At 61.6% G+C, this 20,495-nt stretch carries 12 protein-coding genes; 1 reads left to right on the top strand and 11 read right to left on the bottom strand.

Features of this window, described 5'->3' with window-relative positions; translation table 11 throughout:
* Positions 1–11 precede the first annotated feature (11 nt).
* Together JFU48_RS21885 and JFU48_RS21880 are read right to left on the bottom strand one after the other, a co-directional pair.
* Positions 12–2,297 (bottom strand): ATP-dependent DNA helicase, encoded by a 2,286-nt coding sequence (locus tag JFU48_RS21885; RefSeq protein ID WP_201137631.1) that lies wholly within the window; start codon positions 2,295–2,297, stop codon positions 12–14.
* Entirely contained in the window at positions 2,294–3,946 is a 1,653-nt protein-coding gene (locus JFU48_RS21880) for a VRR-NUC domain-containing protein (protein ID WP_201137630.1), read from the bottom strand. Before JFU48_RS21880 ends, JFU48_RS21885 begins: the two co-directional genes overlap by 4 nt.
* 205 nt (positions 3,947–4,151) lie before the next feature.
* On the opposite strand from JFU48_RS21880, the gene JFU48_RS21875 reads away from it, so the two are divergent.
* Complete coding sequence (locus JFU48_RS21875) at positions 4,152–4,376, top strand: YgdI/YgdR family lipoprotein (RefSeq protein ID WP_103483478.1); 225 nt, start codon at positions 4,152–4,154, stop codon at positions 4,374–4,376.
* Positions 4,377–4,495: 119 nt separating this feature from the next.
* Here JFU48_RS21875 and JFU48_RS21870 read toward each other — a convergent pair whose 3' ends face one another.
* The 9 genes from JFU48_RS21870 to JFU48_RS21830 all read right to left on the bottom strand — a co-directional run bounded on the left by JFU48_RS21870 (position 4,496) and on the right by JFU48_RS21830 (position 20,429).
* Positions 4,496–4,870 carry a hypothetical protein gene (locus JFU48_RS21870; protein ID WP_003224993.1) on the bottom strand — a complete coding sequence of 125 codons (375 nt, stop codon included), beginning with the start codon at positions 4,868–4,870 and terminating at the stop codon, positions 4,496–4,498.
* A gap of 173 nt (positions 4,871–5,043) precedes the next feature.
* Positions 5,044–6,897 (bottom strand): polyurethane esterase, encoded by a 1,854-nt coding sequence (locus JFU48_RS21865; protein WP_201137629.1) that lies wholly within the window; start codon positions 6,895–6,897, stop codon positions 5,044–5,046.
* A 203-nt stretch (positions 6,898–7,100) separates the two neighbouring features.
* Complete coding sequence (locus tag JFU48_RS21860) at positions 7,101–8,789, bottom strand: polyurethane esterase (protein ID WP_003224997.1); 1,689 nt, start codon at positions 8,787–8,789, stop codon at positions 7,101–7,103.
* A 57-nt stretch (positions 8,790–8,846) separates the two neighbouring features.
* Positions 8,847–11,933, bottom strand: a complete 3,087-nt coding sequence (locus JFU48_RS21855) for an autotransporter serine protease (RefSeq protein WP_201137628.1) — start codon at positions 11,931–11,933, stop codon at positions 8,847–8,849.
* A 224-nt stretch (positions 11,934–12,157) separates the two neighbouring features.
* The gene (gene eprS, locus JFU48_RS21850) at positions 12,158–15,109 is read right to left on the bottom strand and encodes an autotransporter serine peptidase EprS (protein ID WP_201137627.1); all 2,952 of its coding nucleotides are present in this window, start codon (positions 15,107–15,109) and stop codon (positions 12,158–12,160) included.
* A gap of 192 nt (positions 15,110–15,301) precedes the next feature.
* Positions 15,302–16,672, bottom strand: coding sequence for a TolC family outer membrane protein (locus tag JFU48_RS21845; protein ID WP_103521425.1), 1,371 nt, complete (start codon positions 16,670–16,672; stop codon positions 15,302–15,304).
* Between the two features lie 2 nt (positions 16,673–16,674).
* On the bottom strand, positions 16,675–18,024 hold the full coding sequence (locus JFU48_RS21840; protein WP_003225006.1) for an HlyD family type I secretion periplasmic adaptor subunit: 1,350 nt from the start codon (positions 18,022–18,024) through the stop codon (positions 16,675–16,677).
* Positions 18,021–19,796, bottom strand: a complete 1,776-nt coding sequence (locus JFU48_RS21835) for a type I secretion system permease/ATPase (protein WP_003225008.1) — start codon at positions 19,794–19,796, stop codon at positions 18,021–18,023. Before JFU48_RS21835 ends, JFU48_RS21840 begins: the two co-directional genes overlap by 4 nt.
* A 204-nt stretch (positions 19,797–20,000) precedes the next feature.
* Entirely contained in the window at positions 20,001–20,429 is a 429-nt protein-coding gene (locus JFU48_RS21830; RefSeq protein ID WP_201138507.1) for an AprI/Inh family metalloprotease inhibitor, read from the bottom strand.
* Positions 20,430–20,495: the final 66 nt, after the last annotated feature.

Here is a 20,495-nt window from a genome sequence, read left to right as displayed (position 1 = left end):
GCAAACGCGCTTCAATTCACGCTTTGATCTGAGGCCGGGTCTGTACCGAGCGCCCACCAGCGCGGCAACAGTTGCTGAATGCGCGGTTCGGCGAAGCGGTCATCGATCAGCATCACCACGCCGCGATCCTGCCGCGTGCGGATTACTCGCCCGGCGGCCTGCACCACTTTCTGCACACCCGGATACAGATAGGTGTAATCGTAACCGGCACCGAAAATCGCCGCCATACGCCGTTTCAACTGTTCGTTGACCGGGTTGAGCTGGGCCAGCCCCAGGGTCGCAATGAACGCGCCGATCAGCCGTGCGCCGGGCAGGTCGATGCCCTCGCCGAACGCACCGCCCAACACGGCGAAGCCGATGCCCTGGCTGTCGGCGGTGAACTGATCGAGAAATACCTGACGCTGCCCTTCAGCCATGCCCCGGGATTGCTGCCACAGATTGATCTGCGGATGGCGTTCGGCAAGCAGGGTCAGCACCTGTTGCAGGTAATCGAAGCTGCTGAAGAACGCCAGGTAATTGCCCGGGCGCTCGCTGAACTGGCGGGCGATCAGCTCGACGATCGGTTCCAGCGACGCCTGCCGATGATTGAAGCGCGTGGAAATGCGGCTGACGATCTGCACCTGCAACTGATCGGCGCTGAACGGCGATTCGACGTCGATGCATACCGTGTCGGCGGGCGTACCGAGCAGGTCGGCGTAATAGCGCCGCGGGCTCAGCGTTGCGGAAAACAGCACGCTGCTGCGCGCCGCTTTCAGGCGCGGGCCGATGAACGCTGCCGGCACCACATTGCGCAGGCACAGCTGCGACAGCGGCCGTTTGCGCTCGAGGTCACGTTTGCTGATGTCAAACAGGTAATGCTCGTCGAACAGCTCCGCTACCCGGCCGAACTGCAGCATGTCGAAGTAGAAGGTTTGCAGCGCGCTGTCGAGTCCCTGCGGATGGTCGTTGAGGTAATCGCCAATGGCCGCGCTGCACAGGGACACCGCTTGCAGCAGTTTTTCCGGAGCCTTGTCGTAGGCCTGATACGGCGCCAGTTGCGGCTGATGCAGCGCGTTCCATTCGCGGTTGACCCGTTGCAGGGATTTTTTCAGCACCTCGGGGGCCGTCTTGCGCACACTGGCCAGCGCGGCCTGATCGAGACTGGCGCTGTACATCGAACGTCCGCGCTCGACCAGGTTGTGCGCTTCATCCACCAGCACCGCGACTTTCCACTGATTGAGCTGGGCCAGACCGAACAGTAACGCACTGAAATCGAAGTAATAGTTGTAGTCCGCCACCACCACGTCGGCCCAACGGGCCATTTCCTGGCTCAGGTAGTACGGGCAAACCGTGTGCTGGCGAGCCACTTCGCGCATCGCCGCCTGATCCAGCAGATTGATCCGGCTGGCCGCTTCACGGGCGGCGGGCAGGCGGTCATAGAAGCCCTGGGCCAACGGGCAGGACTCGCCGTGACAGGCTTTGTCCGGGTGTTCGCAGGCCTTGTCGCGGGCGACCATCTCCAGCACCCGCAACGGCAAGCGTTCAGACTGATCGAACAACACCTGACTGGCATCCAGCGCCAGTTTGCGCCCCGGGGTCTTGGCGGTCAGGAACAACACCTTGTCCAGTTGCTGCGGCGCCAAAGCCTTGAGCATCGGGAACAGCGTGCCGAGGGTTTTACCGATCCCGGTGGGCGCCTGCGCCATCAGGCAACGGCCGGTGCTGACCGCTTTGAACACCGATTCGGCCAGATGCCGCTGGCCGGGGCGAAAGTCGGCGTGGGGAAAGCTCAATTGCTGCGCGGCCCGATTGCGCGCCTCGCGATGGGCCATTTCCTGCTCGGCCCAGTTCAGGAACAACCGGCATTGTTGTTCGAAAAAGTCTTGCAAGACTGGCGCAGTGAAGGCCTCGACCAGACAGGTTTCCTTCTCGCTGACGATGTCGAAATACACCAGCGCCAGATTGATCTGCTCAAGCTCGAGCTTGCGGCACATCAGCCAGCCGTAGACTTTCGCCTGCGCCCAATGCAACTGGCGATGGTTTGGCGGTTGTTTGCTGAGGTCGCCGCGATAGGTTTTGACTTCTTCCAGACAGTTCTGCGCCGGATCGTAGCCGTCCGCCCTGCCCCTGACTTTCAATTGCAGAAACTCGCCTTCCAGCGCCACCTCGCTCTGGTACTTGTCGCTGCGCCGCGAGGCCACGGTGCGGTGCCCGAGCATGCCTTCGAGCGCAGTCGGCGAAGGGGTAAAACGCAGGTCGAGGTCGCCGGTCTTGGCGGTGAACTCGCACAACGCGCGGACGGCAATGCTATAGCTCAAGCGCTCTGCTCCGCCCATTGCACGTAGCACACGGCGACCGGCATCTGGTGTTGGTGGCAGAACTCCAGCCAGCGCAGTTGGTTGTCCTGCAGGCGGTCACCGGGGCCTTTGACTTCGATCATCCGGTAGGTCTTGTGCTGCGGCCAGAACTGGATCAGATCGGGCATGCCAGCGCGATTGGCCTTGATGTCGAGCAGCAGGCGATTGAACCAGTGCTTGAGATGTTCGGCCGGCAAGCACGCCAGCGCCTGCTCCAGCAGTTGCTCATTCAAGGCGCCCCAGAACACGAACGGCGACTGCACACCCCATTTGGCGACGAAGCGCTCACGAATGGTCGCCGTATAACGGCCATCGTCGAGCTGGTCGAGGCAGGCCTGGAACAGTTCGGCGCGGCGTTGCTGGAAGTCTTCGTTGAGCAGATCCACCGGCCCGCGCTGAAACGGATGAAAAAACGCCCCCGGCAGCGGCGCAAAAATCGCCGGCCAGCACAGCAGGCCGAACAGCGAGTTGATCAGGCTGTTCTCGACGTAATGCACCGGGCCGCTGTCTTCGTGCAGATGCGCCTGCACATAAAACTCCACCGACAGCGACGGATCGGTGCGCGGCAATTGCAGATCGAGGCGCTCGACCGGGCGCGGCGTTGCGCGCTTGAGCGGTGGCCCGCCGAGTTTGCGTCGCAGCCGGGGCAGCATCCGCTGCAGACTCTGCTGTTCGGCGGCGCTTTCCGGCGCCTGTTCGGCGAGAGTGGCAAGCTCCAGCGCCAGTGCGTATTCGCCGCAGCGCTCCAGCACCCGAATCATTCGCTGGCGGGCGCCGGGGTAGGCGCAATCGCGGTAAATGCTCAGCGCCAGGGCGAACTCCGTGATGCGCTCGCAATATTGGCCGATCTGGAACAGCACCTTGCCGCGTCGCCGTTGCAGCCACGGGTTGGCGAACTGCAATGCGCTGACCTGCTCGACAATGGTTTGCAACGGTTCACCGGCCTCGAAGCGTTGCTGGCACTGATGCAGGAACAGGCAGGCGTCAACGTCTTCACGGCTGCGCAGGCCACGGGAATCGGCGCAGAACTCGACTTTTTCGTAGGTAAAGATGCCGAGGTCGGCGAGGACGAATTCCGACCAGTCCTGGTACAGGTTGCCGAAGAACATCAGGCGCAGGCGGTCGCACAGGTCCATGATGGTCAGGCTGAGCAAGCTGTCGCCGAGCGTCGGCGCCCAGTCGGACAGGCTGCGCGATGCGCTGAACTGCTCGGCCAGCGCCGGCAGCCAGTCGTCCTTGCGGCCCTTGGGTTGTTCGATAAAAGCACCGAACGCTTGCAGGAGTTCGGCCTTCAGCAACACGTCGAACACTTCGGCCACGCTCAACAACGCCTGATCGTCGAGCCAGCCGTGACTCAGCAACGGCTGCGCGGCGTCGCTGATGTCCCCGATTTCCGGGTAGTTGAGTTTGCCGAGGCGGAAATGCACGCCCTTGCGCATTACCATGCGCACCAGCAAACCCTGTGAGGCGCGTGGCAAAGCCTTGAAGTCGCGGATAAAGCCGTGCTCGGATTCGCTCATCACATCGGCATAGCGCAGCTCAAGCCAATCAAGCACTTGCCGGAAGTTGTTGAGGTAATAGAACGGATCGTCGAGCGGGTTGGCAGTCACGGGAATTCAGGGCCATGGCGAGCGAATACTGGTTATGCGTACAGATACCAGCTCTGCCCCGTCGCGTGCAAACGGAAAAAGATCAGTGGCAGCGGCAATCGGGATTTTTTCAGGGTGCCATCGAACTTTTCCCGGCTGGATGGCACCAACCGCGTTAGAGACCGAAGTCGGTCAATTGATATGGAATGAGGTATTTGAGGTGGGTATGAAGATCAAGACTCTGGGTATTCCCCTGGCGGTAGCGGCCCTGTTGGCATTGAGCGGCTGCTCGACGCCGACGGTGGTCACCTTGCAGAACGGCACCCAGTATTTGACCAAGGACATGCCGAAAACCAAGAACAAGGATGGCTTCTATGAATTCGAGGATATTTCCGGGACCAAGGTGAGAGTCCGCGGCGACGAGGTCGCGACGGTGCGCAAGGAAGACTGACACCCTGCTGTACGTGTAGGAGTTGCCGAAGGCTGCGATCTTTTGATTTTGATCTTGAAAAACAAAATCAAAAGATCGCAGCCTGCGGCAGCTCCTACAGGAAGAGCGTTATCCGTGTGTTACTCGAAAGCAGGCAGGCCCACAATGCTGTGATCGCAACTGAAATGCTGCTCACCACGACGCGCCAGTTCGGCTTGCAGACGCCGGCAGCGCTCCAGATCCAGCTGGGTCATGCGGTCAATGCTCAGGTTGCCAGTGGCTTGCGCTTGTTTGCCGTCACCCGGCCGAAACGTCACGAACGGCTGTTCGGGCTGAATCTGAAACAGGCTTTTCTCTTCCACCGGCTCGACCACTTCGGTCTTTTCCGGTTTCGGCAGTTGATCGGTGCTGATCCCGTAGCGGCTCAGAATCGAGGTTGGCGGCAGATCGGCCCAGGCATTGGCCGATAACAGCGCCAGTCCGACAATCCCGACATACCCCTTGAACCTTCTCACGTGTGAATCTCCTGTACTCGATGGCGGCTAGCTATAGAACGTGTGGGCACGTGCTGGCTTTAGGCCGCTTCTGCTGTTTGCAGAGCTTTTGAGTCAGGGTGTGGCTGCTGAGTCACTTTTGATGCTGGGTTGTGGCGAGGGAGCTTGCTCCCTCGCCACAGGTTACGGGTGCATCAGGCGATCACTATTCCATCGGCACTGAGGCTATTCAGCGCCACTCCAACCAGCGTCACCGAGTCAGCGCCAAACTTCAGCACCGTGTCCTGCCCCACCATCGAGGCATGCGCGCGGAAGTCGTCATTGGGCAACACGCCCTGCACGCCAAGGAACACCAGTTTGTCGTTGGACGTAAAACCCACCACCCGATCCTGACCAAACGCGCCGTTGAACAGGAACGTATCCGTCCCGCCGCCCGACTCCATCAGGTCATTGCCAGCGCCACCGACAAACACGTCGTTGCCGGCACCGCCGATCAAGTGGTCGTTGCCGTCCAGACCGAACAACCAATCACCACTGGCTTGGGCCTTGAGCGTATCGGCGCCGCTGGTGCCTTTGACGCTGGACGCGTACTGCGTGACATTGTTGCCGACCTTCAGGCCGCTGGCCGTCACACTGTGGGTCACGTCGTCCTTGAACAGGCCCCAGAGGAAGCCCGGCTCCTTGGTGACGATGCTGCCGATGTCGCGGGTGATGCTGATCCCGCCCTTGGCATCGCGGATGTACAGGTTGCCGGCGCCGTCGTTGGCGAAGTCGAATTTGCTCACCGACTGCTGCAAGTCGAGGGTGTTGTTGCCGGCGCCGCCGAGAATGACGTTGTAGCCGCCACTGTCACGGAAGGTGTCGTTGCCGGCGCGACCTTCGAGATAATCGTTGCCGCTGCCGCCCTGGATCAGGTCGTTACTGTCGCTGCCGATGATGAACGTGCTGCCCTTGTGGGTTTCAGCGTTGCGGTTGAGGTCCTGCACCCAGGTGTTGGCCCGCGCCGGGTCCGACAGGTTGGCGACGATGATCGTCGAGTCCTTGCTGGTCAGATCGTAGAACTTCGACTCGATGATCCGGTTCATGCCGTCACCGTAAGCGGTCGGCAGGTGCGAGATCCAGGTCGGGATGTTGAGGATGGAGAACGGCAGGAGATTCCACGCGGTCGAGGCGTAGTGATCGTTGAAGCTGACGATGTTGTCGGTAGCCGATTCCTTGGGCGCGTCGTGCACGCCGACCGAGGCGCCGGTGAAGGTCGAGCCGTCGAGGGCACGGAACACCGGATCGTTTTCGTAACCGACGTTGAGCACCTTGTCGGTGCCGCTCTGGGTCGGCGAGGCGTAGGCAATATAGTTGGAATCGGCGAAGAACCCGCCCCACTTGCCGCCGCTGAGGTCGGCCATGCTGTTGACCGCCAGCCCGCCAAGGCTGTGGCCGCTGACCAGCACGTCCTTGCCGCTGAGGCCGTTGGCCTTGGCGAACGCCACCACGTCATTGAGCAGATTGCCGAACGCTTCGCCGACGTAATTCTTGGCGTAGTCCTTGGGACCGAAGGCTGCCAGCAGATCGTTGATCACATCGCCGATGGAGTCGAGGATCAGGTTTTCCCGTGGGCCGCTGGTGCCGCGAAACGCGATGCCGATTTCCGTGAGATGGCCCTGGGCGTCGTACTTGCCGAGGATTTCCACCTGAGCGGTGGTGTAACCGGCCTTCTCGCCGAAGAAGGTTCCGCGCGCGTCGGTCTTGCCGTCGTAGCCCAGTTGCGAGGCGGTGATCGGTGTCCAGCCAGCCTTTTTCACCGCGTCGAGGGCGAGTTTTTCCGAGTCGGGATTCCACGGAATACCGGGAATCACCCCTTGCGAATCAGTACCGCCGAGCAGTGCGGTCACCAACGTGGCGGGCAGGCCGAGACCGAAGCCGTTGTGCTGATAACCGGCGGCAAAGCCGTTATCGAGGTTGTGGTAGGAATACAGCGTGATCGCCATGGCATCGCTGAACAGCGCCTTGGAATCGGCTGTGCCGAAGTTCTTGTAGTCATACACACCCATTGCTATTGCCTCTCTTTTGTTGGAATTGTCAGAGATAGCTCACAGCCAGGGCGCCCCTCGCGGGCACGCCCCGGAGCATTTCAGTACTACTTGTTGCAGATCTTCCCTTGTGGGAGCGGGCTTGCTCGCGAAAGCGGCGTATCAGTTACAGCAATGTTGACTGATACGGCCCCTTCGCGAGCAAGCCCGCTCCCACTTTGGAGCTAGGCAAACACGAAAGACGAGTCCGACAGGTTAGCCACCCCAACCCCGACCAGGGTCACGGCATACTCGCCAATCTTCAGCACCGTATCAGCCCCCGACTGTGCCGCATGCTGCTTGTAGTCGTAGCCCTGCCCCGCGCCTTCGACGCCCATGAACACCAGTTTGTCGCTGCCCTGGTAACCATTGATCGCGTCGAAACCGAACGCGCCGCTGAACAGGAAGGTGTTGTTGCCACCCACCGCCGTCATCACGTCATTGCCGGCGCCGCCGACGAAGGTCACGTGGCCCTTGTCGCTGATCAGCTTGTCATCGCCGCCCAGCCCGAACAGCCAGTCACCCTCGGCACTGGCGTGCAGCGCATTACCGTACGCATCGCCGTTGAGCGAATGGGTGTACTGGGTCAGGTCGTTGCCATTGGTCAAACCCTTGGCCGTGACGCCCCAGGTGATCTCCTTGCTGCCCCACCACGAACCCGATTCCTTGCTCACCAGCGCGCCGATGTCGCGGGTCATGCTGATACCGCCGTAGGCGTCGCGCACGTACAGCGTGCCGTCTCCGTCGTTGGCAAAGCTGAAGTTCTGCAGCGGTTTCTGCAGCTCGAAGGTGTTGTGGCCCTGACCGCCGAGCAGGATGTTGAAACCCCCGTCATCACGGAAACGGTCATCGCCGCCCAGGCCTTCGAGGAAGTCGTTACCCGCCCCGCCCTTTAGCCAGTCGTTGCTCTGCGTGCCAATGATGAAAGTGCTGCCGGTGTGTGGCTCGCCACTGCGCCCCAGATCCTCGACCCAGGTCTTGCCCCGGGACGCTTCCTCAAGGTTGGAGACGATGATGGTCGAGTCCTTGTGCGTCAGGTTGTAGAACTTCGAGTCGATCACCCGATTCAAGCCATCGGCATAGCCCAACGAGCCATGGGCCGACCAGCTCAGCGGATTGGCAATGCTGAACGGCACCAGGTTCTGCGCGGTGGACGCGTAATGGTCATTGAAGTTGACGATGTTGTCGGTGGTCGACTCATGCGGCTTGTCGTGCTTGCCCATTGAGCTGCTGCTGAAGGTGGTGCCATCGAGCACACGGAACACCGGATCGTTTTCGTAACCGATGTTCAGCACGTTGTTGCCGGTGCTGCTCTGGGTCGGCGACGCGAACGCAATGTAGTTGGCGTCCTTGAAGAACCCGCCCCAGTTGCTGGCGCTCAACTCGGCCACGCTGTTGACCCCGAGCCCGCCAAGGCTGTGACCGCTGATCAGTACATCTTTGGCGGCAATGCCGTGTGATACCGCGAACGCGGCGACAGCCTTGAGCAGATTATCGAAGGCATTTTTCGCGTAGTTGCTCGCGTAATCCGATGGCCCGATGGCGGCCAGCAGGTTGTTTTTCAAGTCGCCGAAAGTGTCGCTGAAGCCGAGCCCGCCTGTACCACGAAAGGCCACACCGATACCGGTCAGCTTGCCTGTTGCATCGTATTTGCCAAGCACTTCGGCTTCGGCGCTGGTGAAGCCATCCTTCTCGCCAAAGAATGTACCCTGCGCCCCGACCTTGCCCTGATAGCCCAGCGCTGTCGCACTGAGCGGTTTCCAGGCCGTGCCCGGCAATGCTTGCCCGGTCGGGGTGTAGGCATACAGCGTCAGCGCGATAGCGTCGCTGTACAACGCTTTGCCATCGGCATTCTTGTAATCGAACAGTCCCATGTTGTGCTCTCTCTTCCTTCAAAACCGGCAGCCCCCAAGGAACTGCCGGCATTGCCTTTAGAACTGCCAGTCGAGCGTCAGACCCACTCCGTGATCCTTCTCGTTGTTACCGATCAGTCCGTTATAGTCCAGGTTAACCCGGACATCGCGATTGAGCGCCAGCCCGGCGCGTACACCGACCACGGCAGCATCACGATCCATCGACACACTCTGCACGGTGAACGCGCTGTTGCCATTGGCAAACGCCAGGTGGCTGTCAGCATCGACACTGCTCAGGTTGTGCTGCCAGCCCAGGGTCGCGCCCAGTTCCAGCTGATGTTTGTCCGACAGCGCGAAGGTGCGCTTGGCGCGCACGCCAAGGGTCGACAGCACCACATCGCGATTGTCTTCACTACCCTTGAGCGCCGCCGCATCACCCTTCTCGGTGAAGCTATCAGTGTTCAAGTGCACGTACGACAGATTGGCGAACGGCTCCAGATTCATCGGTTGCAGGCGCAGATCATAAGCCGCTTCGGTGAACACTTGGGTAGTCGCCGCATCGTGCCTGGTTTTCTGTTTACCGCTGACGTCACCGAATTGCAGGTCACGTTTCACATCCACGCGATGCCAGCTGTAGGCCGCACCGGCGGTCAGACGCAGCGCATCGATCTGATGCCCCAGGTACGCACCCAGGTGGTAGCTGTCGACCGAGGCCGACGAATGCGTGCCGCCGCCCATACCCAACGAGCTGTCGCTATAACCGGTAACGAAACCCAGACGCGTATCTTCAGCAATCAAGCCGTCGACGCCAGCCAGCAGCCCGCTGATGGAGCTGTTGGAGTCGGCATTTTCATGCCCACCGTCGCTCTTGCCCCACGAACCCAGGACCTTGACCCAGGCGTTGCTGCGGTCGTCGGTCGGCGCGTTGGCATTGAACAGATCACGCTCACGCAAACGCTCGCCCACGGCTTCACGCAGGTAGCGGCTGTCGTTAATCAGCATCGTGCCGATGGCTGGATGGATCTCGCCGGACAGTTGCTGGAACGCTTGTTGCGCCGACGCCGCGTTCGGCGACAACAGCAGGGTTTCGAACAGCGCATTGCCCGCGCCCAGACGCTCGGCAGCCGCGCCGACCGCACGCTGGTTCGGCGTCAGACCGACACTGGCGAACGACGCGCCATTGCGCCCCACCTCCAGTTGTACGCCGCTCGCCGAGTACGCCAGGGTGCCGCCGAGGAACGCGTAGTTCGGCAGCACTTGCCCGAACTGCCCTTGAATGCCACCGGCCGCTTGCAGGATGTTGAACTGAGTACCGAGCAGGCTCTGCACTTCAGTGGTGGTCAGCAAGGTCGGGCTGTTTTCCAGCGACAGACTGACCGTGGCGCCATCGATCACCGCTTTGCCGCCGGCAACGATCTTGTCGCTGCTGGTCGGCGAGACTTCCACCGCGTAGGTCGAACCCGGTTCAAAGGTCACGTCACCGGCGACGTTCAGCGTGCCGATCGAGTTGCCCGGCGCGACGGTACCGCCGCTTTTCGCGGTCAGTGCGCCGATGCGGCCGTTACCGCCGAGGATGCCGCTGTCGTTGACCGTGACCGCCGAAGCCAGCGAGCCGTTGATCGCCAGACGCCCCTGATTGACCAGGGTCGGGCCGCTGTAGGTGTTGTTGCCGGTCATCACCAGGGTGCCGATACCTTGCTTGGTCAGGCCCCCGTGACCGGAAATGTCGTTGCGCCAGGTGTCGAGGCCGCAGGTGATGTCGGTGCACAGGCGCTCGGTCGGTTTGCCCTTGTCGATGATCGCGCCAATGCCCGGCAAGTCCGCGACGAACTGCCCGGAACCGTAGGCCCCCTGGATGCGGAATTCCTCCGGAATGTCTTTCTCGGTGACAAACATCGCCGGGCCATCAATGCCCTTGCGCAGGTTGATCATGCCCCAGCCGTACAAGGCGTCGATGCCTGGTGCACCGAGGTCGGTGGCGGTGGTACGCAACACCGTGGCGACCTGATCGCCAGTCATGTACGGGAAGCGCTCCATCAGCACCGCCATCGAGCCGGCCACGTGTGGCGCGGCCATCGAGGTGCCGTTGTAGTTGGCGTAGCCAGTGGTCAGGTTGTCAGCGTTGGTGCCGCTGATGATCGAGCTGTAGATCTGCGTCCCCGGCGCCGAGACGCAGAAGCTCGCGGTGTAGCCGCAACGCGAAGAGAACGTGCTCATGATGTACGGATTGGCGCTGGCCAGGTCCGGGTTTTTCTGCAACGCGGCGACGGTGATCCAGTTCGGCGCGATGTCCGGCACGAAGTAACCGAGGCCGGCGATGGCGTCCGGGTTGTTCAGGTTGTAATCGTTACCGGCAGCGAAGATCGTCACGATACCGCTGCGGGCGGCGGCGATGGCGCCGTCGTAGGCACCGCCGGGCTTGGTGCCGAGCAGTGTGCGGATTTCGTTGAACTGCAATTGCGCGTCGTTGACGGTGAAGTGCGGATACGCCGGGTTGCGGCCGCCAAGGTCGAAACGGTCGGTGATGCCGATGCCCCAGCTGTTGTTGATGATCCGCGCGCCGCTGGCGATCAGCGCATCCCAACCGGCCTTGTACACCGCGCCGTCGTTGCCACGGACGATACCGTCTTCCGGGCCCGGGTCACCGTTGTCGGCACTGATGATCTGCGCACCGAACGCCACCCCGTGCATCGGCCCGCCGTCGCGGCTGCCGGCGGCAATACCGCCGACGTGGGTGCCGTGGGCGCCGAGCTTGCCGTTGGAACCGACCGAGGGCGAACCGTCATAGCGGAACGCGTCCCCGGCTTTGACCGGGATGTACGGGTCGGTGTATTCGCGGATCCCGCTGGTGACCAGGGTGATGACTTTGTTAGCCCCGGAAAACTCCGGGTGCGCGGCGTACACCGGCTGGTCGAAGATCCCCAGTTTCACGCCTTTGCCGGTGTAACCGGCGGCGTAGGCGTAATCCGCGCCGATGGCGCCCAGGCCCCAGTCAGCCTTGAACTCGGTACTGCGCCAACTGGCGGGATCGCCAGTGCGGCCGCTTTCCACATAAGGCGCCGCGTGTGCGCTGCCCCAAGTGGTCAGCGCACAAATCACGGCGCAATTGAGTGTTTTCATGGCGAAGCGACCGCCCGTTTGCGCGGGGGTTTTGTTGTTATTCATCCAGCGACCTTCCTTAGTGTTGTTGCGAAAAATCCGTGTACTTCAATCTCATGAATGCTGCTTTTTGTGGCGAGGGAGCTTGCTCCCGCTGGGGCGCGAAGCGGCCCCCTGCATTTTTCCAGTCGAACCCGGTCTGGCGAATTTGCGACTGCTGCGCAGCCGAGCGGGAGCAAGCTCCCTCGCCACAGGTATGTGCTCCTACGGGGCTACGCGTACACCGTCCGTCAGAACTGCCAATTCAGGCTCAACCCAACCCCATGGCTCTTCTCGCGATTGGCCAGTTGCCCGTTGTAATCAAGGTTCACTCGCACGTCCTTGCTCAAGGCCAGGCTGGCTTGCACACCGACCAGCGCCGCATCACGCACCAGTGGCGAACTCTCGACCGAGTACGGCGTGCTGCCGCTGGCAAAACGCAGATGTTGTTCAGAGTCGATGTCGCTGAGGCTGTGCTGCCAGCCGAGATGCCCGCTCAGGTCCAGCGCCTGCTGATTCGACAGGTTGAAGCGCTTGACCGCGCGCACACCGAGCGTACTGAGCACCGCATCACGCTGGTCGCCAGAGCTTTTCAGCGCCGCCGCGTCACCCTTTTCGGTGAAGCCGTCAGTGTCCAGATGCACGTACGCGAGATTGGCGAACGGCTCCAGTGCCAGCGGTTGCAGGTTGAGCCGGTAAGCCGCTTCACCGAAGACCTGAACAGTGGTCGCATCGACCTTGGCTTTTTGTTTGGCGCTGACGTCGCCGTATTGCAGATCGCGCTTCATATCGGCGCGATGCCAGCTGTAGGCCGCGCCGGTGCTCAGGCGCCAGGCGCCGATTTCATGACCGGCGTAAGCGCCGAGGTGATAGCTGTCGACCTTGGCCGACGAGTGCGTGTCCGAGCCCATGTTCAGCGAACTGTCGCTGTAACCGGTGACCAGACCGATGCGGGTCTGCTCGTCCAGCGCACCGTCAACACCGCCCAGCAAGCCACCGATCGAAGTGCTGTAGCGCGAGGTGTCATTAGCGGAGTTGGTTGTACCCCAGGCACCGAGTGCCTTGATCCAGCCATTGCTTTGTGAGGCGCTGGCATCGTGCAGACGTTCGCCCACCGCGTCGCGCAACTGGCGGCTGTCATTGATCAGCATCGAACCGATTGCCGGGTAGATCTCCCCACTCAGTTGCTGGAAAGCTTGCTGCGCCGAGGCGGCAGACGCTGAGAGCAGCAGGCTTTCGTACACCGAATTGCCAGCGCCCAAACCTTCGACGGCAGCCGCTACGGCGCGCTGATTCGGGGTTTGTCCGACACTGGCGAACGAGGTAGCGTTGCGCTGGATGTCGAGCTGAATCTCGTTGGCCGCGTAGTCGAGGTTGCCGCCGATGAACAGGTAGTCCGGCAGCACCGCGCCGAACCGGCCCTGAATGCCGCCAGCCGCTTGCAGAATGTCGTACGAGTGGCCGAGCAGGCTGCGAGTTTCAGTGGTGCTGAGCAGAGTCGGGCTGTTTTCCAGCGACAGGCTGACGGTCGCGCCGCTGATGCTCGCGACGCCGCCGGCGACGATGCGGTCGCTGCTGGTCGGTGACAGCTCCACCGCGTAGGTCGAGCCCGGGGCGAAGGTCACGTCACCGGCCACGTTCAAGGTGCCGATGGAGTTGCCCGGCGCCACACGGCCGCCGCTGTTGGCGAGCAACGCACCGATGCGCCCGGAGCCGCCCAGGGTGCCGCTGTCGTTGACCGTCACCGCCGACGCCAGCGAACCGTTGACGCTGAGCAAGCCGCCATTGACCGTGGTCGGGCCACGGAAGGTGTTGTCGCCGGTCAGCAGCAAACGTCCTGCTCCGGACTTGATCAAACTGCCCTGATAGACCCGGGTCGCCGCGGCGGCATCACGCGCCATACCGACCGCGTAGTCGGTCTGATCCTGCTGACTGGCGCCGGCCGCAATGCCGTTCTGCCAGCCCTTGTCCTGCAAGGTTTGCTGCCAGGCGCTGTGTTCGGCGAGGTCTTCGCGCTGACGCTGAATCAGTGCCTTGTCGGAGATGTCATTGCTCCAGACATCGCTTTGCCCGGCCGCCAGGTTGGCATCGAACGCGCCAAGCAACTGCCCAGGCCCGCGCATCGCCCGATTCAGGTTGGCCACGCCCCAGCCGACCCGCTCGGTGGGTGCATCGGTGACCGAGCCGTCGAGTTGCGTGGCGGTGGTCAGCAGCACTTCGAGCGCCTGCTGATTGTTCATGTACGGATAGCGTTCCATCACCAGCGCCAGTGCCCCGGTGGCGTGCGGCGCGGCCATCGAGGTGCCGGACTTGATCGCATAATCGCCACCCGGAATGGTGCTGTCGATCTTCGCCCCCGGTGTGGTGATGCACCAGTATTTGGCGATGCCGCACTGGTTGTACTTCTGTTGGTTGCTCTGATCCAGCCCCGAAACCGCCAGCCAGTGACCTTCGAGATCCGACTGAAAGTACGGCAACGCCGAGCGCACGCTGGCGTTCGGATAGCCGCTGTTGCCGGCGCTGAACACGTTGATCACGCCACGGCGCGAGACGTCCGCCGCTGCATCGAGCCAGGTGCCCTGATTCCAGTGTTGAGCATAAGCAGCATGCAGATCGGCCAGGGTGCGATAGCTGACATCCGGCGGCTGACTGCCCCAACTGTTGTTGATCGCGCGCACGCCGGCAGCGGCCAGCGCGTCATACGCCGCTTTGAAATAACGCGGATCGGGTTTCGGGCCGAACAGAAAGCTGTCGTTGTTGTTGGTGTTGCCGACGTAGATTTGTGCGTTGTACGCCACGCCGTGCATGCCGGTGCCGTCACGACTCGCGCCCATGGTGCCGACCACGTGAGTGCCGTGGGAATCGTTGTTGGGGTTGAGGGTGCCGTTGACGCTGAACAGCGAACCATCGACGTAACTGCCGGAGGCCAACACCGGGTGATAGCGGTCGCTGGCGAACTCGGGATGGGCGGCATCGAAGCCGGAGTCAAGAGCGCCGATCTTTACGCCTTTACCGGTGATGCCGGCGGCGTAGGCCTGATCCGCCTGCATCCGCGCCAGGCCCCAGTCGCGCTGGAATTCGGCGCTGCGCCAACTGGCGGGATCGCCGGGCTTGCCGGTTTCAAGGTACTGCGCGTTGGCTTGCGCAATGGAAACTGCGAGCAACAGAGTGCCGACCGCTGCCGGCTTGATGCGTACGTCCATGTTCACCACTCACTTTTCTTATGTTTTTGTTATGACCCGTTTCGCCGGGCGAGCATTTCCTGAACTATCGAGCGCATCTCCATTTGTGGCGAGGGAGCTTGCTCCCGCTGGCTGCGCAGCAGCGCAAAATCCGGTGAGCGCTGCGCACTCAAGCGGGAGCAAGCTCCCTCGCCACAAGTTCAGTGCCAAGCATTAACGCGGGTTGCTTTTCGGGCCTTGTCCGAAGGCCTCATCCACCCGCGCCAGATCCTGTTCGTTCAAGGTCCCCGCGTAGTAATGCAGCTTGGTCCAGGCCATCAAGTAGTCGTAGCGTGCCTGAGCCAGATCGCGGCGGGTGGTAAATAGTTGTTGTTCGGCATTCAACGCATCGAGATTGGTCCGCTCACCGCCGAGAATGCTTTGCTTGGTCGACACCACCAGCGCTTCAGCCGAGGCCAAGGCCTTCTGGTACGCGCGCAGCTTGTTGACACCCGACAGGCAAGCGCTGAACTGGCGGCGCAATTCGATCAACGTCTCGCGAGTCTTGCCGTCGAGTTCGTATTCCGCCTGCTCCATGGTGCGGCTGGCCTGACGGGTCGAAGCCGATACCCCGCCACCGGCATACAGCGGCACGTTGACTTCAAAACCGATGGTATTGGTGTCATAGCGCTGGTTATAGGTGTTGCCGCTGTCCGATTCAGTCTGGCGGATCGAAGCATAGGCACTGACTTTCGGCATGTGCCCGGCGCGGTTGCGCTCCACTTCGTACTTGGCCACTTCAACCGCCTGACGCTGCGACGCCAGGTTCGGGTTATTGCTGATCGCCAGTTCGTGCCAGGTGTCGTAGTTGGCCGGCATCAGGGCGAAGGTCTGGAAATTCTGATCCAGTGGCGCCAGCTCGCTGATGTCCACCGTCGGCACGCCGACCAGCGCACCCAGCTCACGCAGCGCCGCGTCCTGCTCGTTGCGCGCCTCGATCTCTTCGGCGGTCGCCAGTTCATAGCGCGACTCGGCTTCCAGAATGTCGGTGCGCGTGCCCTCACCCTGTTTGAACATGTGCTCGTTCTGCTGGAACTGCTGCTCGTAGGCTTTCTTCTTGGCCTGGGCGATGTCGATCTGATCCTGGGCGAACAAGGCTTTGGTGTAGTTATCCAGCACCCGCACCAACAGCTCCTGACTCTTGCCGCGAAACGCCTCGTCGGCGAACAGCGACTGGGCCACGCCTTTGCGATATGCCGCATAGGCTTCGTAGTCGAGCAACGGTTGCTGCAAGGTCAGGGTCGAGCCGTAGCTGTTGTAGTTGCGGTCTTCGGTGAGGCTGCCGCGATTGGTCAGTTGCGTGGCCTTGGAGGTGTTATGACCACGGTTGTAGTTGTAACCCAGTCTCGGCAATAGCCCGGCGCGGCCGATGATGCGGTTTTCCAGGCCCGCGTCGCGCTCCTTGATCGCGCCGAGGAACACCGGGTCGTTGCGCAATGCCTGCTCGTAGATCTCGAATGGCCCCATGGCCGCCAGCGCGCTGTTTCCTGCGAGCAGCGCGAACGCTGCTCCCAACATCGAAAGCTTATTCATACAGCCGAACATCCTTATTCTTCGGTCAACGCGGAGCCGGCCCGATCGAGCAGCGGTTTGAACAGGTAGTTGAGCAGTGAGCGTTCGCCAGTGCGCACGAACATTTCCGCCGGCATACCGGGCTTGATCACCAGGCCGTGAAGCTTCTCCATGGCCTGATCACTGACGCTGCTGCGCAAAACGTAGTACGGCACGCCGGTTTTCTCGTCGACCATCTGGTCGGCGGAAATCAGACTGACCTCACCCGGCACACGCGGGGTCTTGCTCTGGTTGAACGCGGTGAAGAGGATATCGACCGGCAGATGCGTGCCGACCTTGTCGATCAGGTTGATCGGCAAGTGCCCTTCGACTTCCAGGGTGGTGCCTTGCGGGACGATCTCCAGCAGGGTTTCGCCCTGACGCACCACGGCGCCTTCGGTGTGCACGCCGAGGTTGACCGCCACACCATCGGCGGTGGCAAGGATCTCGCTGTGTTGCAGATCGAAACCGGCAGAAGTCAGTTGTTCGGACAGGGTCACGCTTTTCAGCTGCGCGTCGGCCAGTTGCGTGCGCACTTCCTTCTGGTATTCCTCGCCATGCTGTTGCAACTTCAGGCGCGACTCGAGAATGCCCTGCTCGACCCGGCCGCTTTCACCGGTGTTTTCCGCCAGTTGCTGCTGCACTTGCGACAGCTGCCGCTGGTACTCCATCAAACGGTTGCGCGGGATGTAGCCGTTGTCCGCCAGCGGTTGCAGGTTGCTCAGTTGCTGTTGCAGCGAATCGGCCTGGGCATTGAGGTCGGTGCGCGCGCGTCGCATGCCCGCCAGTTGCGCGGTGGCGCCTTCGATGCTGGCGCGCAGCCCGGCCTGCTCGCGGTAGAACGCTTCGCGGCGGCTGCTGAACAGTTGACGCTGACCTTCCAGCACCAGTGCCAGACGCGGGTCCGGGTCGTTGCTCAGCTCGGCGGGAAAGGTGATCTCTTTGAGGTTGTCGCGTTCGGCCTGCCAGCGCGCGAGGCTGGCCCACGCCATGCGGTATTGCGCCTGCAGCGACTGCACGTCGGCGGCGACCTGGGTCTGATCGAGGCGGAACAACGGTTGCCCCTGCTTCACGATTTCGCCTTCACGTACCAGAATCCGGCTGACCACGCCGCTGCTCATCGACTGCACAGCCTTGCGCTTGCCCGACACCACCACGGTGCCCTGCACCGGAATGCCTTGGTCCAGCGGCGCCAGTGCGGCCCAGGTGAAGAAGCTGCCGGCGCCGACGATGGCCAGAATCCAGCCCATGCGCGCGAAGAATTTCGCATCGCGCTCCGGGCGCTCGGTGACGTACGCGTGTTCCATGGAGGCTTCGTTTTCAGTGTTCATGCTGGCGCTGCTCATACACCCGAATTCCTTGTCGTGGGCTGGTACTGCCGGCTCATGCTGAGCCCGCCCGGTGCCTGCGCAGATTTTTCCCGTTGTTGTTCCTGGGCGCCGGACAGCGCCTTGAGGACATCCTGACTGTTGCCGAACGCCTGCAAACGACCATCGTTGAGCACCAGCAACTTGTCGGCCTGGGCCAATACCGAAGAACGGTGCGTGACCAGCACCACGGTGGTGCCCTTGGCCTTGAGCTGGGCGATGGCGCTGGCCAGCGCGGCTTCGCCAACGGTATCGAGGTTGGAGTTCGGCTCATCGAGCACCACCAGACTCGGATCGCCATACATGGCCCGAGCCAGAGCGACGCGCTGCTTCTGGCCGCCGGACAGGCCACTGCCGTCCTCGCCCAGTTGCGTGTCGTAGCCTTGGGGCATACGCAGAATCATCTCGTGGACACCGGCCTGTTGCGCGGCGGCCACGACTTTTTCCGGGTTGGCTTCGCTGAAACGGGCGATGTTCTCGGCGATGCTGCCGCTGAACAGTTCGATGTCCTGTGGCAGGTAGCCGATGTATGGGCCGAGTTCATCGCGGTTCCAGCGATGGATGTCCGCACCGTCCAGACGCACAGTCCCGCCAAGGGTCGGCCACACGCCGACCAGCACCCGGGCCAGGGTCGACTTGCCGGAACCAGAGGCGCCGAGCACGCCCAGCACTTCGCCCGCGCCGATGCTGAAGTTGACCATCTGCAGGGTCGCCGCGCGCTGTCCCGGAGGGCCGGCACTGACTTGCTCAAAGGCAATCTGGCCTTTTGGCGCCGGCAACGCCATGGCGTCATCGCTCGGCGGGAACGCCTGCAGCAACGAATCCAGACGACGGTAGGCCAGCTTCGCCCCGCTCCACTGTTTCCACACGGCGATCAACTGATCGATCGGACTCAGCACCCGGCCCATCAGGATCGAACCGGCGATCATCATCCCGGCGGTCATGTCGCCCTTGATCACCAGCAACGCACCCAGGCCGAGCACCAGCGATTGCAGGCACAGACGCAGGGTTTTACTGATCGAGCTGATTACCGCGCCAGTGTCGCTGGCCTGATTCTGCAGGCCAAGGAAGCGCGAATGCACACCAAACCAGCGCTTGCGCAACGCGCCAAGCATGCCCATGGCCTGAATGGTTTCGGCGTTATGCAGGTGGCTGGTCGCCAGTTGGCTGGACTTCTGCGAGTAACCGGCAGCTTCGCCCAGCGGCTTCTTGGTCATGTATTCGTTGAGGCACGCCAGCGCGATCAGCAGCAGCGCCCCAGCGGTGGCGAGCACGCCCAGCCAGACGTTGAACAGGTAGATGACGAACAGATAGACCGGGAACCACGGAGCGTCAAAAAACGCAAACAGCGCCGGCCCGGTGACGAATTGGCGAATGTGGGTCAGGTCGCCCAGCGATTGCCCGGCATTTCCCTCACCCTTGAACAGGTTGCGCTCGAACGCCGCCTGATAGACCCGCAGGTTGAAGCGGCGCTCCAGTTGGCTGCCGATGCGGATCACGATGAAACTGCGCACTACCTCCAGCATGCCGATGAACGCAAAGAATCCAACGACCATCAAGGACAGCATCGCCAGGGTGGTTTCGTTCTGCGAAGACAGTACGCGGTCGTAGACCTGCAGCATATAAATCGAGGGCACCAGCATCAGCACGTTAATCAGTGCAGTAAAGCACCCGACGCTGATCAGAATGCCTTTATAGTCACCCAAAGCCTTGAATAAGGGAGCGGTGGCTGGGGCCTTCGCCATCTTCATTGAATATTCCTGAAATTATTCCCCGCCATTCTTTGACGAGGCGCTTCCATTAATTATCCGCGCACATGCCGGACTAGTTCTTGCAACTTTCACTGACACTTCAATAACAACTTCCGTCATTTAAACGGCCATTCGTTGTATTGAGCTGTTGCTTATAACTGCAACGCACAACCTTATATGCAACTGCTCAGTCGGTGGCGCTGTTCACGGCTGCGGCGTATGGCGCGTGAGCGTAATCACCAGCCCCGACTTCAAAGTGCTCAGATAAAGCCCATCACGTTGTCGGCTGAAGAACTGGATTCTTGAACCCTCCTTGCCGGTAATCGACAGGCCGTCCGGATCAGGAAACCAGCCGATCGGCGCTTGCTCAAGCCATGCCCCCAGGCATTCGGCGCCCTTGCCCAGCGTCTGGTTCGGTTCAAGATCGATCAGGCAGATATTCGACGGTTTGTCTTGCAATGCCTGCGCCTGCGGGGCGTCATCAGGCGCAGTCAATACAGCCTGCCATTGCCCGGCAAAAACCAATGGATCTTCGAGTCTGAGGCTGCTTGCCATGGTTGTTTCTCCAGAAATCATGATGAACGCCGCCGAAAGCCACGCCATTGCCTTGTAGGTAAAAGCTTTATAGATCATGAGAATATTCGCTCCGGCACGTAGCCTTGCCCAGCGGCCAGGACGATGCAAGTAAAGAAAGCGGCG

This window comes from Pseudomonas sp. TH49 (genome assembly GCF_016650625.1).
Classification (GTDB): domain Bacteria; phylum Pseudomonadota; class Gammaproteobacteria; order Pseudomonadales; family Pseudomonadaceae; genus Aquipseudomonas; species Aquipseudomonas fluorescens_H.
Note: the sequence above shows the minus strand (reverse complement) of the source record. Positions and strands in the feature narration are given on the sequence as shown.